Annotated in this window: 15 protein-coding genes; 5 read left to right on the top strand and 10 right to left on the bottom strand. The window is 73.1% G+C overall.

The annotated features are described in order from the left end of the window. Positions 1-33: 33 nt before the first annotated feature. Positions 34-822 carry a class I SAM-dependent methyltransferase gene (locus tag ABD691_RS14845; protein WP_344680251.1) on the bottom strand — a complete coding sequence of 263 codons (789 nt, stop codon included), beginning with the start codon at positions 820-822 and terminating at the stop codon, positions 34-36. 48 nt (positions 823-870) lie between these two features. On the opposite strand from ABD691_RS14845, the gene ABD691_RS14840 reads away from it, so the two are divergent. Beyond that, the gene (locus ABD691_RS14840; RefSeq protein WP_344680250.1) at positions 871-1,464 is read left to right on the top strand and encodes a TetR/AcrR family transcriptional regulator; all 594 of its coding nucleotides are present in this window, start codon (positions 871-873) and stop codon (positions 1,462-1,464) included. Here the strand turns inward: ABD691_RS14840 and ABD691_RS14835 are convergent, their stop codons facing one another. Together ABD691_RS14835 and ABD691_RS14830 are read right to left on the bottom strand one after the other, a co-directional pair. After that, complete coding sequence (locus ABD691_RS14835) at positions 1,465-2,277, bottom strand: MerR family transcriptional regulator (RefSeq protein WP_344680249.1); 813 nt, start codon at positions 2,275-2,277, stop codon at positions 1,465-1,467. A 42-nt stretch (positions 2,278-2,319) separates the two neighbouring features. Further along, positions 2,320-3,222, bottom strand: coding sequence for an SDR family oxidoreductase (locus ABD691_RS14830; protein ID WP_344680248.1), 903 nt, complete (start codon positions 3,220-3,222; stop codon positions 2,320-2,322). Between the two features lie 52 nt (positions 3,223-3,274). On the opposite strand from ABD691_RS14830, the gene ABD691_RS14825 reads away from it, so the two are divergent. Then, positions 3,275-3,847 carry a TetR/AcrR family transcriptional regulator gene (locus ABD691_RS14825; RefSeq protein ID WP_344680247.1) on the top strand — a complete coding sequence of 191 codons (573 nt, stop codon included), beginning with the start codon at positions 3,275-3,277 and terminating at the stop codon, positions 3,845-3,847. Here ABD691_RS14825 and ABD691_RS14820 read toward each other — a convergent pair. From ABD691_RS14820 to ABD691_RS14810, 3 genes are all read right to left on the bottom strand, one after another. Beyond that, entirely contained in the window at positions 3,844-4,374 is a 531-nt protein-coding gene (locus ABD691_RS14820) for a DUF1697 domain-containing protein (protein WP_344680246.1), read from the bottom strand. The two genes, ABD691_RS14825 and ABD691_RS14820, sit on opposite strands and share 4 nt — an antisense overlap. A 148-nt stretch (positions 4,375-4,522) precedes the next feature. Then, a complete protein-coding gene (locus ABD691_RS14815; RefSeq protein ID WP_344680245.1) occupies positions 4,523-4,990 on the bottom strand; it encodes an STAS domain-containing protein in 468 nt (155 codons plus the stop codon). Between the two features lie 170 nt (positions 4,991-5,160). After that, positions 5,161-7,095: an aconitate hydratase gene (locus ABD691_RS14810; RefSeq protein ID WP_344680244.1), complete on the bottom strand. Its 1,935-nt coding sequence runs from the start codon at positions 7,093-7,095 to the stop codon at positions 5,161-5,163. A gap of 177 nt (positions 7,096-7,272) precedes the next feature. Between ABD691_RS14810 and ABD691_RS14805 the strand changes: the two genes are divergently transcribed. Both ABD691_RS14805 and ABD691_RS14800 read left to right on the top strand, forming a co-directional pair. After that, positions 7,273-7,692 carry a YciI family protein gene (locus ABD691_RS14805; protein WP_344680243.1) on the top strand — a complete coding sequence of 140 codons (420 nt, stop codon included), beginning with the start codon at positions 7,273-7,275 and terminating at the stop codon, positions 7,690-7,692. Between the two features lie 15 nt (positions 7,693-7,707). Further along, positions 7,708-8,994 carry an RNA polymerase sigma factor gene (locus ABD691_RS14800; protein ID WP_344680242.1) on the top strand — a complete coding sequence of 429 codons (1,287 nt, stop codon included), beginning with the start codon at positions 7,708-7,710 and terminating at the stop codon, positions 8,992-8,994. A gap of 4 nt (positions 8,995-8,998) precedes the next feature. On the opposite strand, the gene ABD691_RS14795 is transcribed toward ABD691_RS14800, so the two are convergent. From ABD691_RS14795 to ABD691_RS14785, 3 genes are all read right to left on the bottom strand, one after another. Beyond that, positions 8,999-9,610 (bottom strand): class I SAM-dependent methyltransferase, encoded by a 612-nt coding sequence (locus ABD691_RS14795; RefSeq protein WP_344680241.1) that lies wholly within the window; start codon positions 9,608-9,610, stop codon positions 8,999-9,001. Between the two features lie 30 nt (positions 9,611-9,640). Continuing rightward, positions 9,641-12,022 carry an ATP-dependent Clp protease ATP-binding subunit gene (locus ABD691_RS14790; RefSeq protein ID WP_344680240.1) on the bottom strand — a complete coding sequence of 794 codons (2,382 nt, stop codon included), beginning with the start codon at positions 12,020-12,022 and terminating at the stop codon, positions 9,641-9,643. Between the two features lie 169 nt (positions 12,023-12,191). After that, on the bottom strand, positions 12,192-12,599 hold the full coding sequence (locus ABD691_RS14785; RefSeq protein WP_344680239.1) for a hypothetical protein: 408 nt from the start codon (positions 12,597-12,599) through the stop codon (positions 12,192-12,194). A 483-nt stretch (positions 12,600-13,082) separates the two neighbouring features. Between ABD691_RS14785 and ABD691_RS14780 the strand changes: the two genes are divergently transcribed. After that, complete coding sequence (locus tag ABD691_RS14780; RefSeq protein ID WP_344680238.1) at positions 13,083-13,847, top strand: putative protein N(5)-glutamine methyltransferase; 765 nt, start codon at positions 13,083-13,085, stop codon at positions 13,845-13,847. A gap of 3 nt (positions 13,848-13,850) precedes the next feature. On the opposite strand, the gene ABD691_RS14775 is transcribed toward ABD691_RS14780, so the two are convergent. After that, positions 13,851-14,456, bottom strand: coding sequence for a TetR/AcrR family transcriptional regulator (locus ABD691_RS14775; protein ID WP_344680237.1), 606 nt, complete (start codon positions 14,454-14,456; stop codon positions 13,851-13,853). Between the last annotated feature and the right edge of the window lie 31 nt (positions 14,457-14,487).

Below are 14,487 nucleotides of genomic sequence, written 5' to 3'. Positions count from 1 at the left end.
TCTCCCACGACGGGCTGGGCGCGGTCAGAGCGCTCAGCTTTCGCGGGCGGCGACCATCGCGATCGTGCTGCCGGGCATCGTGAAACCGCCGCCCAACGCGTCGAGAACGGCCCCGGCACCGTCAAGCACTTCGGCTTGCTTGTCCTCAGGCAGCCACGTGAGCATCCCGGTGGTCGACAGCTGATCCAGCCACGCGTCGCGCGTGTAGTGCTGCTCCCAGTCGAACCGCCACCGCTCGACAGCGCCGAAACCGCCCGCCTGCCGGATTCCGTCAGCGGCCTTGTCGAACACCTCCTCGTGCCGGTCTGCCTGCGGGGCGGAGAACGGCGAGCCGGGCACCGCCCGCCGGTAGACCTCGGCGAAGGCGCGAGCCACCTCGGGCGGCAGCCGGAACGCGTGGCCGAACACCGCCAGCCGGCCCTCGGGACGCAGCACCCGCGCCGCCTTGGCCGCTCCGGCGACCGGGTCGACCCAGTGCCAGGTCTGCGCGGCCACGACCAGGTCGAAGGTTCGGCCCGCCGGATCCCAGTCCTCGAACCTGGCCACCTCGACCTCGACACCGCTGCGCCGCGCGAACGCGGCCATCCGCTCGTCCGGGTCGACCCCGAGCACCGCGCACCCGGCGTCGCGCAGCTGCCGGGAGGCGATGCCGGTGCCGCAGCCGACGTCGAGGACCTCGCGCCCGGGTCCGGCGATCCGCGCGATGAGCTCGCCGGGATAGCGGGGCCGGGCCCGGTCGTAGCGCTCGGGATCGGTGCCGAAGGACTCGGCCACCTGTCGGTGGTGGTGCGGTTCGGGCGGACCCGACGCTAAAGTGGGCATGCGCCCACAGTAGTGGGCACATGCCCACTCGACAAGGAGGGACCGCGGATGCCGACCGGGGTGGCCCTGCGCGACGTGCGCGAGCAGCTGTTCGGCGCCGCCGAGCGCATCGTGCTCCACGACGGGCCCAACGCCCTGACCAGCCGGGCGGTCACGGCCGAAGCCGGCTGCGCCAAAGGGGTTCTGCACCGGCACTTCGCCGACTTCGACGCCTTCCTGGCCGAGTTCGTGCTCGACCGGATCGCCAGGCTGGCCCCCGAGGCCGAGGCGCTGCGCGAGGCCGCCGGGACCGGCACCCTCGCGGACAACCTCACCAGTGCGCTGACGTCGCTGTTCGAATCGGTCGCGGTGGCGATCGTCGCCCTGATCACCTCCCGGGACGGCCTGCGCGCCCGGCTGCGCGAGACCCTGCCCGCCGGTGTCCCGGTCCTGACCGAGGCCGCCGGCATGATCGCCGCCTACCTCACCGCGGAACGGGACCTCGGCCGGCTGGACGCCTGCGCCGACGTCGACGCGCTGGCCCCCGCACTCATCGGCGCGGCGCACCTGCTGTTCGCCGACCGCACCGCCGCCCCGCCCGAGCCCGAGGCCGTCCGCCGGATGGTCACCACCGTCCTGGCCGGGGCGGTGCGGGAACCGTGATCAGCCCACCGCGACGCTGACCTCGACGCCGACGCTGTCGCCGGACTCGTCGAGCAGGCCGATCTGGCGCAGCTGAGCCAGATCCAGGTCGGTGCCGCGCCGCTCGGCCTCGGCCAGCAGCGCCAGCACCGCCGGGTGGACCGCGCCGTCGACCGCGGGCACCGGGTCGTCGTGCCGCCAGCGCACCACCAGCTCCCGGCCCTCGGGCACGAGACCGGTCTGCACCGCCCAGCCCGGCAGCGTCCACCCGGTGGGCGGCGGGCCGGCCACCGGCCAGCAGCACAGCAGCTCCACCTCGCCGTCGGTCCGGGCCCGCAGCGACGACCAGAACCCGCCGACCGGGCGGTTCCCCTCGGCCTCCAGCGCCGACCACAACGCCGTGTAGGCGGAGTTGGCCCGCTCGGTGCCCGCTTCGTCGTCCTCGTCGTCGTCGACCGGCAGCACCACCGCCACCCAGTGCTGCTGGTGCGCCTGGCGTTCCTCGACGCGCCACCGCTGCTCGTCCCCGCTCAGCAGAGCCTCGGCCGCCTCCAGTGCGGCGTCCTGGCGCGCGCGTTCGGTGGCCAGGCGCTCGCGGTGCTCGGCCAGCACCGCCGCGGACTGGCCCTCCAGCGCGCGGCCCGCCTCGGCCAGCGGGACGTCGGCGGCGCGCAGCGCCTTGAGCCGCACCGCGGTGGTGAGCTGCCGGGCGGTGTAGCGGCGGTAGCGCGACCACGGGTCCACCGCGGCCGGGCGCAGCAGGCCCTGCTCGTCGTAGAGGCGCAGCGCCTTGAGGCTCAGACCGGTCAACTGGGCGAACTGTCCGATGTTCATCACCCGTCCAGTGTGGAGTCTTCCCCGGGGGCGGACTCCCAGCTACAGCGGATCGCCCAGCGGCCCGTACTGGTCCTCCAGCGCGGTGGCCCAGTAGGCGGCGAAGTCGGGCTGGGTGCCGTCGGTGTCGGTGAAGCCGTACTCGCGGTGCAGGCCCGCCGTCGACAGCGCCCGCCCGGACTTGGCCATGACGTGCGGGTCGGCGGCCAGCGCGGCCACCGCCCGGCCGAGGTAGGCGGGGGTTTCGGAGTGCGCGAAGTGCGGGTCCTGGGCGATCGCCTCGCGCCAGGTGTCCTCGGTGACGCCGAAGTGGTCGAGCACCGCCTCCGAGCGCAGGAACCCCGGGGTGATCGCGACCGCGGCCACGCCGTGCGGGCGCAGCTCGGCGGCCTGGGCCACGGCCAGGCGGATCACCTGCGACTTGGCCAGGTCGTAGAAGAAGCTGCCCCGGTAGCGGGCGGTGTTGCCGTCGGTGACCTCCACGACCAGTCCCCGGCCGCGGCGCACCAGCAGCGGCAGCGCGTGGCGGCTGGTGATCACGTGCGTCTCGACGGCCTGGCGCAGCAGCCGCAGCCCGGTGTCGAGGTCCTGCTCCCACAGCGGGTGTTCCCAGTCGGTGTGCGGGTCACCGCCCCACACCGAGTTGACCAGCACATCCAGCCGCCCGCCCTGCTCCCGGGCGATGCGGGCGAGCAGGTCGCGGACCTGGGCGGGGTCGCTGTGGTCGACCCGGACCGGGATGCCGGTGCCGCCCGCGGCGGTGACCCGCTCGGCGGTCTCGTCGATGGTTTCCGGCCGCTGCATCTCCGAGCGCCCGGCGCGGCTGCTGCGGCCGGTGACGTAGACGGTCGCGCCGACGGCGCCGAGTTCCACGGCGATGCCGCGGCCTCCGCCGCGGGTGCCGCCGGCGACCAGGGCGATGTGTCCGTGCAGGGGTGCGTTCATGACACCGATAGTAAATAACTGTTCATTTACTAATCAAGGTAGGCTGGCTGGCATGAGCCCCCGCCCGCTGGCCTTCACCGACGACCAACTGCTCGACGCCGCCGCGGCCGCCATCGCCGAGATCGGCCCGGCGCGGCTGACCCTCGCCGACGTCGCCGACCGCACCGGCGCCTCCCCCGCCACCCTGATCAAGCGGTTCGGTTCGAAGAAGGGCCTGCTGGCCGCCCTCAACACCCGCGCGGCCGGCACCGTCGGCGAGGCGTTCCGGCGCCGCGGCACGCCGCTGGCCCGGCTCGAAGCGGCCCTGACCGGCCTGGCAGGCGGCATCGACACCCACCAGCAGATGGCCCACCACGTGGCGTTCCTGCTCATGGACCTCACCGACCCCGAGCTGCACGACCACACCCGCGCCTTCGCCGCGGGCCTGCGCGCCGAGGTGCGCCGGGTGCTGCAGGAAGCCGCCGACAGCGGACAGCTGCACTGCCCCGACCTCGACGAACTGGCCGACGCCGTGGTGACCGCCTACCACGGCTCGCTGATCACCTGGGCCATCGAACCCGAAGGCACGCTCACCGACCGCCTGCGACGGCGGCTGCGGTTCACCCTCGCGCCGTTCCGCGCCTAGCGGGTCATCTCCGCCAGCGCCAGCACGGTCCGCCAGTTGCGGGCCGTGGCCGCGACCCCGAGCTGCTTTTCGATGTGGGCGTTGGTGAACCGGCTGCGCCCGACCCCGTCGGGGTAGTGCAGGAACAGCTCGCGCCCGGCGAGCCGGAACCGCTCCCGGCCCTGCCCCGGCACGCTCAGCCGCGCCTGCGGCCCGGGCGGCTCGGACAGGAACCCGACGTGCAGCCGGGTGAGGTCGGATTCCTCGTCCAGGAACGGGTTTCCCGCCACCACCCGGGCCAGCTCGCCGGCGGTGCGCAGCAGCACGGTCGTGCTCACCCCCAGATCCCGGGCGACCCGCTGCTCGACCGCCGCGGCCAGGCCCGCCACCGCGCTGTCCGCGCAGCCGAACACGACGTTGCCGCTGCGCAGGTAGGTGCGGACCTCCTCGCAGCCGAGCCCGGCGAACACCTGCCGCAGATCGGCCATCGCGATGTTGGTGCGACCGCCGACGTTGATCCCGCGCAGCAGCGCGATGTGGGTCGTCATGTCCGTCCGCCTCTCCTGGACCAGCGGCGGAAGTGTAGGCGCGCGAGCCGACACCGCGGTGATCGGGAGACCGTTCAGCGGGAGCACTCCGCTCCACCGCCGGCTCGGCAAGCCCTGACCGGGCCCGGTTCCTGGCGGCCGCGGACGGTCAGTGCCGTGCGTCGGCGAGGGCCTCGGCCGTGGTGTCGCGGCAGGTGAAGTGGTCGCGCAGGCCGGTCAGCTCCAGCAGCCTGCGCACCGGCCCGTCACCGGGCACCACGTACAGGTCGATGCCGCGGTGTTCGGCGCGGCGGTGGGCGTGGATGAGCAGCTCCAGGCCCGCGCTGCTGCTGTAGGTCACGCCGGAGACGTCGATGACCACCGCCCGCAGCGAGGCGGCGGTCAGCCGTTGCCGGACGAGTTCGGTCAGCCGGGGCACGCAGGCCAGGTCGATCTCCCCGCGCACCCCCACGACCACGACTCCGGGAGCGGGCCATTCCACCGACAGCCGCAGCGCGGGGGTTCCGCAGCTGTGCTGCAGCGGCGGGTCGCCTGCCGCGCGCGGGGCGGCGATGAGCCCGCCGGGCACCCAGGGCGCGACCTCCCGGCGAGGCGCACCGGATCTGAAGACGATCACACTACCTCCATCGTCGGTGGTGATTCCCTGTGCGGGCCGCGGGGGCCGGTCGCCACCCGGGATGCGGACCACCCGTGACCGCCACCGCGACGGGGGTCTCCACCGCTGCCTCCACCGTAGGAGCAGCGGAGCAGGCCAACAAAGCATCACCACTTTCGTGTGACCCTCACTCACGGTCGAGTGGCGATCAGCGGAATGACACCCCCTGCGATTACCGTGTCCACCTGTCGGGGGGACAGGCTGTGCCTGGCGCGGACGACCAGATCCCGCGAGGTGTTGCGGATCGTGATCTCCCCGGTGGTGACGGCCCGGGGCGCGTCGTCGAGGACCAGCACGTCGCCGACGCCCACCCGCTCGTAGTCGGCGGGGTCGTCGAACTCCAGCGGCACGATGCCGAAGTTGACCAGGTTCTGCCAGTGGATCCGGGCGAAGGACCTGGCCAGCACCATCCGCAGCCCGAGGTAGCGGGGCGCGATCGCGGCGTGCTCCCGCGAGGACCCCTGCCCGTAGTTGGCGCCGCCGACCACGGCGTGCCCGCCGGCGGCCTCGTGCGCCCGCCGCGGGTAGTCCTGGTCGATGCCGGTGAAGCTGAACTCGGCCAGCGCCGGGATGTTCGACCGCAGCGGCAGCGCCCGCGCCCCGGCCGGGGAGATCTCGTCGGTGGAGACGTCGTCACCGGCCTTGAGCAGCACCGGCAGCTCCAGCCGGTCCGGCAGCCGCGGGAACTCCGGCAGCGCCGAGACGTTCGGCCCCTTGACCAGCTCCACCTCCCGCGCCCGCTCCACCGGCAGCGGCGGCACCAGCATCGCGGTGTTGACCGACGCCCTCTCCGGCAGCACCGGCCGCGGCGGGTCCTGGCCCAGATCGCGCGGATCGGTGATCACCCCGGTCAGCGCCGAGGCCGCCGCGGTCTCCGGCGAGCACAGCCACACCGAGTCCTCCCGGGTGCCCGAACGGCCCGGGAAGTTGCGGGGGAACGTGCGCAGCGAGTTCTGCCCGACCGCCGGCGCCTGGCCCATGCCGATGCAGCCCATGCAGCCCGCCTGGTGGATCCGCGCACCCGCGGTCACCAGGTCCAGGGTCCCGCCGATCCGGGTCAGATCGGCCAGGATCTCCCGCGAGGTCGGGTTCACGTCGAAGCTGACCCGCGGATCGGTCTGGCGGCCCCGCACCATCGCCGCCGCGACAGCGAAGTCCCGCAGCCCCGGATTCGCCGAGGACCCGATCACCACCTGCCCGATCTCGGTGCCGGCGACCTCGCGCACCGGCACCACCGAGTCCGGCGCCGACGGCCGCGCGATCAGCGGCTCGACCTCCGAGAGGTCCAGGGTCTCGGTCACGTCGTAGGAAGCGCCGTCATCGGCGGTGAACACCTCGAAATCGTGCTCCCGCCGCTCGGCGCGCAGGAACTCGTAGACCGCGGAATCGGAAGGGAACACCGTCGTCGTGGCCCCCAGCTCGGCACCCATGTTCGCGATGACGTGCCGGTCCATCGCCGACAGGCCCGCCAGCCCCGGCCCGTGGTACTCGATGATCCGGTGCACCCCACCGGAAACCCCGTGGCGACGCAGCATTTCCAGGATCACGTCCTTGGCCGACACCCACGGCCGCAGCCGCCCCTCCAGCCGCACGCCCCAGATCTCGGGCATCCGGATCCGCAGCGGCTGCCCGGCGATGGCCAGCGCGACCTCCAGCCCGCCGACCCCGATCGCCAGCATCCCCAGGCACCCCGCCGCGCAGGTGTGGGAGTCCGAACCGACCATGCTGCGGCCCGGAATCCCGAACCGCTGCATGTGCGTCGGATGCGACACCCCGTTGCCGGGCTTGGAGAACCACAGCCCGTAGCGGCGGCACGCCGAACGCAGGAACTCGTGGTCCTCGGCGTTCTTCTCGTCGGTCTGCAGCAGGTTGTGGTCGACGTACTGCACGCTGACCTCGGTGCGGGCCCGGTCCAGCCCGAGCGCTTCCAGCTCCTGCATCACCAGGGTGCCGGTGGCGTCCTGGGTCAGCGTCTGGTCGACGGCCAGCGCGATCTCGGTGCCGGGCACCAGATCGCCGTCGACCAGGTGCGAACCGATGAGCTTGTGGGCCAGCGAGCGCTGCATCGGCGCGGCCTCCCTCCGGCGCGGATCACGGCCACCACCCCGCGTACCCGGCACCGCAACCACCGAAACGATCTCCCGCTCGAACACGTTTCGGCGGGTGTGTCGATCCACGGCGTTCCCCGTTCGACCTAGGGGTGAGAGGCTCCGAGAGCGGGCCAGACGACCAGGGAGACAACCGTGAAGTACATGCTGATCATGCGCGCCACCGACGAGGGCCTCGCGAAGATGGCCGACGCCGACTTCGACGAGATGCTCGAAATCGTCGGCAGGTACAACGAGGAGATGATCCGGGCGGGCGTGCTCGTCGCGGCGGAAGGACTCGACGACGCCGCCGAGGGCGTGGTCGTCGACTACTCCTCGGAGCCGCCGGTGGTCACCGACGGACCGTACGGCGAGACCAAGGAGCTGTTCGGCGGGTTCTACATCCTCAACGTGGCGTCGAAGGAGGAGGCCGTCGAGTGGGCCAAGCGGTCGCCGATGACCGGGCCGGGCTTCAAGACCGAGATCCGCCGGGTCGCCACGATCGACGAGTTCCCGCAGGACAACGAGTGGATCCGCAAGGAGCGGGCGTGGCGCGAAGCCAACGGCCAGCTCTGAGGGGACCGACGGGCGATGACCGGTCGCACCGGCCGTGAGGCCGTCGCCGCCGTCTGGCGGATCGAGTCCGCGCGGATCGTCGGCGCGCTCGCGCGCTACACCGGCGACTTCGCGCTGGCCGAGGACCTCGCCCAGGAGGCGCTGGCCGAAGCACTCGTGACCTGGCCCCGGGACGGCGTCCCCCGCCACCCCGCGGGATGGCTGCTCACCGTCGGCCGCCGCCGCGCGATCGACGCGTTCCGCCGCCGCCACGCCCTCGACGAACGCTACGCCGCCCTCGCCCACGACCTCGGCGAGGGCGGCGCCTTCGCGGGCAGCGCGCCCGCCGACCCGGCCCGGGACGCCGAGGACGTGCTGTGGGATCCGGACCAGATCGACGACGACGTGCTCGCGCTGATGTTCACCTCCTGCCACCCCGTGCTGTCCCGCGAAGCACGGGTGGCGCTGACCCTGCGCGTGGTCGGCGGCCTGACCAGCGACGAGATCGCCAAAGCGTTCCTCGTGCCCACCGCGACCGTGCAGGCCCGGATCACTCGCGCGAAGAAAACCCTCGCGGCCGCCCGGGTGCCGTTCGCGGTGCCCCCGGCCGAGGAGCGGACCGAACGGCTCGGCTCGGTGCTCAACGTGATCTACCTGATCTTCACCGAAGGGTCCTCGGCCAGCTCCGGTGAACACCTCATCCGATTCGACCTCGCAGGCGAGGCGCAGCGCCTGGCCCGGGTGCTGACCCGGCTGGTGCCCGACCAGCCCGAGACCCACGGCCTGCTGGCGCTGCTGGAGCTGACCGCGGCGCGCTTTCCCGCCCGCACCGGGCCCGACGGCGAGCCGGTGCTGCTGGAACACCAGGACCGCCGCCGCTGGGACCGCGCCGCCATCCGCCGGGGACGAGCCGCCCTCGCCCGCGCCGAACGCACCGGCCGGGGCCTGGGCGCCTACGGCTTGCAGGCGGCGATCGCCGAATGCCATGCCGTCGCCGCATCAGTCGACGCGACAAACTGGGAACGCGTCGTCCTGCTCTACGAGGCCCTCGGCAGGCTCGTGCCGTCACCGGTGGTCGACCTCAACCGGGCGGTGGCGGTCTCCATGTCCCGGGGACCGGCTGCGGCGCTGCCGATCGTCGACGAGCTCATGGCCGCCGGGTCGCTGCCGAACTCGCACCTGCTGCCCAGCGTCCGCGGGGAACTGCTCACCCGCCTGGGACGCACCGGCGAAGCGCGCACCGAACTGGAACGCGCCGCGCGGCTGTGCGGGAACGCACGCGAGCGGGCGGTGCTGGAGCGCAAGCTCGCCGACCTCGGCTGACGAGCTACCGGCCCGCGCGGGCGTAGACGAACACCTGCGGCTCCACCTGGTACGGCCGGTCGGTCTCGCACTCGACCCGCACGTCCCGCAGCTCCTCGACGGTGAACCCGGCCGCCTCAACGACCTCGCCGAACTCCTGCGGCGACCACGCCGACACCCGGATCTCGGTGCCCAGGAACGTGATCGGCTCGGCGTCGAAGTCGCCCTGCACCATCGCCACCGCCAGCAGCCCCGGCCCGCGCAGCCGCCCCCGCACCGCGGCCAGCACCTCGGCGACCTCGGCGCGGGTCAGCATCAGCAGCGAGAAGAACGCCGTCACCGCGTCGAAATCCCCGAGCCCCGGATCCAGCGAGCGCATGTCGCCACGCTCCACCCGCGCCGAGGGCACCCGCCGTGCGGTCAGCTCCAGCATCCGCGGCGACTCGTCGACACCGACGACCTCCACGCCGGCGGCGGCGAACTGCTCGGCCGTCGGAAACCCCGTACCGCAGCCCAGATCCAGCACCCGGGCACCGGCGGGCAGCCGGTCGATCACCCACTGCCCCGCCCGCAGCTGCTCGCTCAGCTCCTCGCGCTCCTTGACGTAGCGCTCACCGATCGCATCGAAGGCCACCATGGGCCCCAGCCTGGCAGAAACCGGGCCCGATCACGACCACACCGCGGCCGGGGCCGCGTGCCGCCCGCCCGAGGTGTGCTCCCGCGCGACCTCCAGCGCCAGCTCCCCGTCGACGGCGTCGACCAGCACCCGGTGCCCCGAACCCAGCGACCCGTCGAGCACCAGCGCGGCCAGCCGGTTGTCCAGCTCCCGCTGGATCACCCGCCGCAGCGGCCGCGCCCCGAACTCCGGCTCGTGGCCGCGTTCGGCCAGCCACGCCACCGCGGACTCGGTGACCTCCAGCCGGATCCCCTTGGCCAGCAACTGGTCGTAGGTGCGCTCCAGCAGCAGGCTCGCGATCTCCCGCAGTTCGGCAGGCCCCAGCGCGCGGAACACCGTCACCTCGTCGATGCGGTTGATGAACTCCGGGCGGAAGAACGCCCGCAGCTCCTCCAGCAGCACCAGCGCCGACTCCTGCGGGCCGAGCGTGCCGTCGAGGATGCGCTGCGCCCCGATGTTGGAGGTCATGATCACCACGACGTTGCGGAAGTCCACGCCGCGGCCCTGCGCGTCGGTCAGCCTGCCGTCGTCGAGCAGCTGCAGCAGGGTGTTGAACACGTCCGGATGCGCCTTTTCGACCTCGTCGAGCAGCAGCACCGAATACGGCTGGCGGCGCACCCGGTCGGTCAGCTGCCCGGCCTCCCCGTAGCCGACGTAGCCCGGCGGCGCGCCGATGAGCCGCGAGACCGTGTGCTTTTCCTGGAACTCGCCCATGTCGAACCGGATCAGCCGCTGCGCGTCCCCGAACAGCGCCCGCGCCAGGGCGCGCGCCAGCTCGGTCTTGCCGACCCCGGTCGGCCCGAGGAACAGGAAGCTGCCGATCGGCCGCTCCGGATCGGACAGGCCCGCCCGCGCCCGCCGGACCGCCTCGGCCACCGACCGCACCGCGGCCTCCTGCCCGATGACCCGGTCGCCCAGCTGCTTCTCCAGCCCCAGCAGGCGCTGCTTGTCGGCGGCGGTCAGATCCGAGACCGGGATGCCGGTGCGCCGCGACACCACGTCGGCGACGTCGTCACGGCCCACCGCGGGCTCGGGGGCGCCCCCGGCCGGGGTGTCGCGGGGCGAACCGCCGCGCAGCAGCCGCACCCGCGAGCACGCCTGGTCGAGCAGGTCGACCGCCTTGTCCGGCAGGAACCGGTCGGCGATGTAGCGCTGCGAGAGCCCGGCCGCCGCGGTCAGCGCGTCGTCGGCGATCACCACCCCGTGGTGGCGCTGGTAGCGCTCCCGCAGCCCCTTGAGCACCAGGACGGTGTCCTCGACCGACGGTTCGGGCACCAGGATCGGCTGGAACCGGCGTTCCAGCGCCGGGTCCTTCTCGACGTGCTTGCGGTACTCCTCGACCGTGGTCGCGCCGATCACCCGCACCTCGCCGCGGGCCAGCGCGGGCTTGAGCATCGTGCCCGCGTCCATGGTGCCCTCGCCGGCACCGGCGCCGACGATGCTGTGGATCTCGTCGATGAACACCAGCAGTTCGTCGCGGTGCTGGCGGATCTCGTTCATCACGTCGCGGAACCGCTGCTCGAACTCGCCCCGGTACTTCGCCCCGGCCACCATCCCGGCCAGGTCCAGCGACACCAGCCGCTTGCCCGCCAGCGACCACGGCACCGCACCCTCGACGATCCGCTGCGCCAGGCCCTCCACGATCGCGGTCTTGCCGACCCCGGGATCGCCGATGAACACCGGGTTGTTCTTGGTGCGCCGCCCCAGCACCTCGACGGCCTGGTCGACCTCCTCGGAGCGCCCGACGACCGGGTCCAGCCCGCCGGAGCGGGCCAGTTCGGTCATGTCCAGGCCGAACTCGTCGAGCTTGGGCGTGGTGCTCAGCACCGATCCCCGCCCGGCCGGGCGGCCGCGTTCGCTGCGCTCGATCGCGCGGGCCAGCGCCCGGCCCGCCACCGAGTCCGCGTCGGTGGCCAGCCCCAGCAGCACGTGCCGCGCACCGACGGCGTCGGCGCCTTCGCTCAGCGCCTGCTGGTGCGCGCCCAGCAACGCGCGCCGCGCCGAGGAGGACAGCACCGGTTTGCCCCGCGCCTGCCCGCCCAGCGCGTCGTAGGTGCCCGCCACTGTGCGCACCGCCGAGGCCAGTTCCTCGACCCGCACACCGGAGTCGGCCAGCATCTCGGCGGTCGGCCGCACCTGGGTCACCGCCCACAGCAGGTGGGCGCTGTCCAGTTCCCGGCTGCCCCAGTCCACAGTGGCCCGGATCGCCTTCGAGACCACCTCGTGCGCCTGGGTGTCGAGCAGGTTGCCCAGCTCCAGACCGCCCGGCACGGGTGGCGCGGCAGGCTGCCCGCCGCCGGCGTGCACCTCGAACAACTCACTGAGCAGCGAATCGAAGGCGGCAGAGGAATCTCCGACACTGCCGCGACTCACGGCTCACCTCCACACTCGTTTCCGCCTGCCGGTGACCGTCGCGGCGGTGCCGAAGCGCTGTGCGCCCGGGTGGTCGACCGCGCCGGCGAGGCACCATTCGATCATCGCCGCCGCGATGTCGTTCCCAACATACTGAGAGGCCCGCGGCGCGCTGGAGGCGAGGCGGCGGTCAGGGGGTGTCCTGGCGGGCTTTCTCGATCGCCTCGGCGAGCCGGGTGAGTTCCTTGCTGACGTGGGCCAGCCGGTCGGCCACCACGCTGGCGTGCCCGGACAGCGGTCCGGCGTGCCCGGCGGCCCGCAGCCACTCGGTGACCCCGCCCATCCCCTCGGCCATGCCGTCGGCCACGACGGAGAACCCGCGGGCGACCTGCTCGACCTCGGCGACCGAGTGCGCCACCGCCGGATCCACCAGCCGGGCGCCGAGCTGCGCGGAGGCTTCGCCGAGCTGGGCGGCGATCTCGGCGGAGTAGCCCGTCTCGACCTCGCCGGACTCGGCACTCCGTCTGGCCCCGCGCCGGGGCGGCGTGTGCCGTCCGTTGTGGGCGCGTTGCTTGTCGGAATGTCCAGCGGCAGTCATAACCAACCAGCCAACCCGAGTCCTGTTCCGGTAGCCACCCTGACGCGCCCATCGCCGCCCAACCGGTGTCGAAAAACACCCGGTTATCACACCTGGGGCATCCTTGCTTGGCGAGCAGGCTAGCTCTTTCGGGGCCGGTAGTGGAGGTTTTCCCGCTCCGGGATTGGTTTCGGTTCACGCTGAAACCACAGACGCGAAAAAGATCCGTGTTGGACGGCTGGGATCTCCGCAGGTCAAGCCGCGTCCTCAGCGCCGGCACCACAGCTGAGGTGCTCTTCGGCGGCGGCGCGAGCGTTCGCCCGCACACCGCCCGAGCCTGCCCGCGACGGGCTCGGGTAGCGTGGCGGCGTCCGGAACGGCCGAGGAGGTGAGACCCGTTTTCGCTTGTGCGGTCCGGGTGCTTGCCATCGGCCTCCGCGCGGGATCGACTCCGCGGCGGTGACTGCGGCAGCGCCCCTCGGCAGTTCCCGAAAGGCGCGTGAGATGTCGGTTTCCCCTCCTTCTGCTCTGGTGTCCAGGCTTCGTGCGGCGGGCTGCGTGTTCGCCGAGGACGAGGCGCGGTTGCTGCTGGCGACCGCGCGCACCCCTGGCGAACTCGACGCGATGGCCGCCCGCCGGGTGGCAGGGCTCCCGCTGGAACACGTGCTGGGCTGGGCCGAGTTCTGCGGACTGCGCGTCGCGCTGGAACCGGGGGTGTTCGTTCCCCGCCGCCGCACCGAGTTCCTCGTGTCGCAGGCCGCCAAGCTGGTGGCGCCGGGGTCGGTGGTCGTCGACCTGTGCTGCGGCTCGGGCGCTTTGGGCGCGGCGCTGGCGGCCACTGTGGACGGTGTCGAGGTGCACGCCGCCGACATCGATCCGGCCGCGGTGCGCTGCGCGCGCCGCAACCTCGGCCGGGACCGGGTCTACGAGGGCGATCTGTTCGACGCGCTGCCTGCCGGGCTGCGGGGCCGGATCGACGTGCTGCTCGCCAACACCCCGTACGTGCCGACGGAGTCGGTGGGGTTGATGCCGCCGGAGGCCCGCGAGCACGAACCGCGGGTGGCGCTCGACGGCGGCGCGGACGGGCTGGACGTGCAGCGGCGGGTCGCCGCCGACGCGCGGCGGTGGCTGGCGCCGGGCGGATCGGTGCTCGTGGAGGTCAGCGACGGCCAAGCCGCGCACAGCGTCGCGGTGTTCGCCGGGCACGGGCTGGAGCCGCGGGTGGTGCGGCACGAGGAGGCGACCGTCGTGATCGCGACGCGCGGCTGATTCTCAGCCGGGGCGCTTCCAGCTGCGCAGGAGCAGCTCGGCGGCGTCGACCACGACCTCGTCGCTGATCCGGTCGGGATGCAGCAGCCGTTGGATGAGCAGTCCGTCTTCCAGCGCGTGCAGGATCAGCGCGAGGAAGTCGGCGTCGGCCGGGGCGTCATCGCCGAGTTCGTGGCGCACGCCGCCGGCGATGGCCTCGCGCGCGATCGTCTCCCGCTCGGCGACCTCGGGCCGGATCTCGGGGTTGCGCAGCGCGTAAAGCAGCAGTTCCAGGCGCAGCGTCAGCCAGCCGGTGAGGTGTTCGGCGCGGTCGCGGTGCCAGGCCCGCAGCGGTTCCAGCACGTCCTGCTCGTCGGTCGCATCCCGCTGGAGCGCGGCGACCTCCTCGCGTTCGCGCAGGGTGCGGTGCTTGAGCAGTTCGGCGACGAGGGCCTGCTTGTCGGTGAAGTTGCCGTAGAAGGCACCGCGGCTGTATCCGGCGTGCTCGGCGATCTGCTCCACGGAGGTGCCGTTGACGCCGCGTTCGGCGAACAGCTCACCGGCGGCGTCGAGCAGGCGTTGCCGGGTCCGGGCGCGGCTTTCCTGCCGGCTGAGGCGGTTCGGCGGCATGACCCCAATATACATTAGCGAATTCAGATAC

Origin of the sequence: Saccharopolyspora taberi (assembly GCF_039534165.1) — a bacterium.
Lineage (GTDB): Bacteria > Actinomycetota > Actinomycetes > Mycobacteriales > Pseudonocardiaceae > Saccharopolyspora_D > Saccharopolyspora_D taberi.
This window is presented reverse-complemented; position numbering and strand designations above follow the sequence as displayed.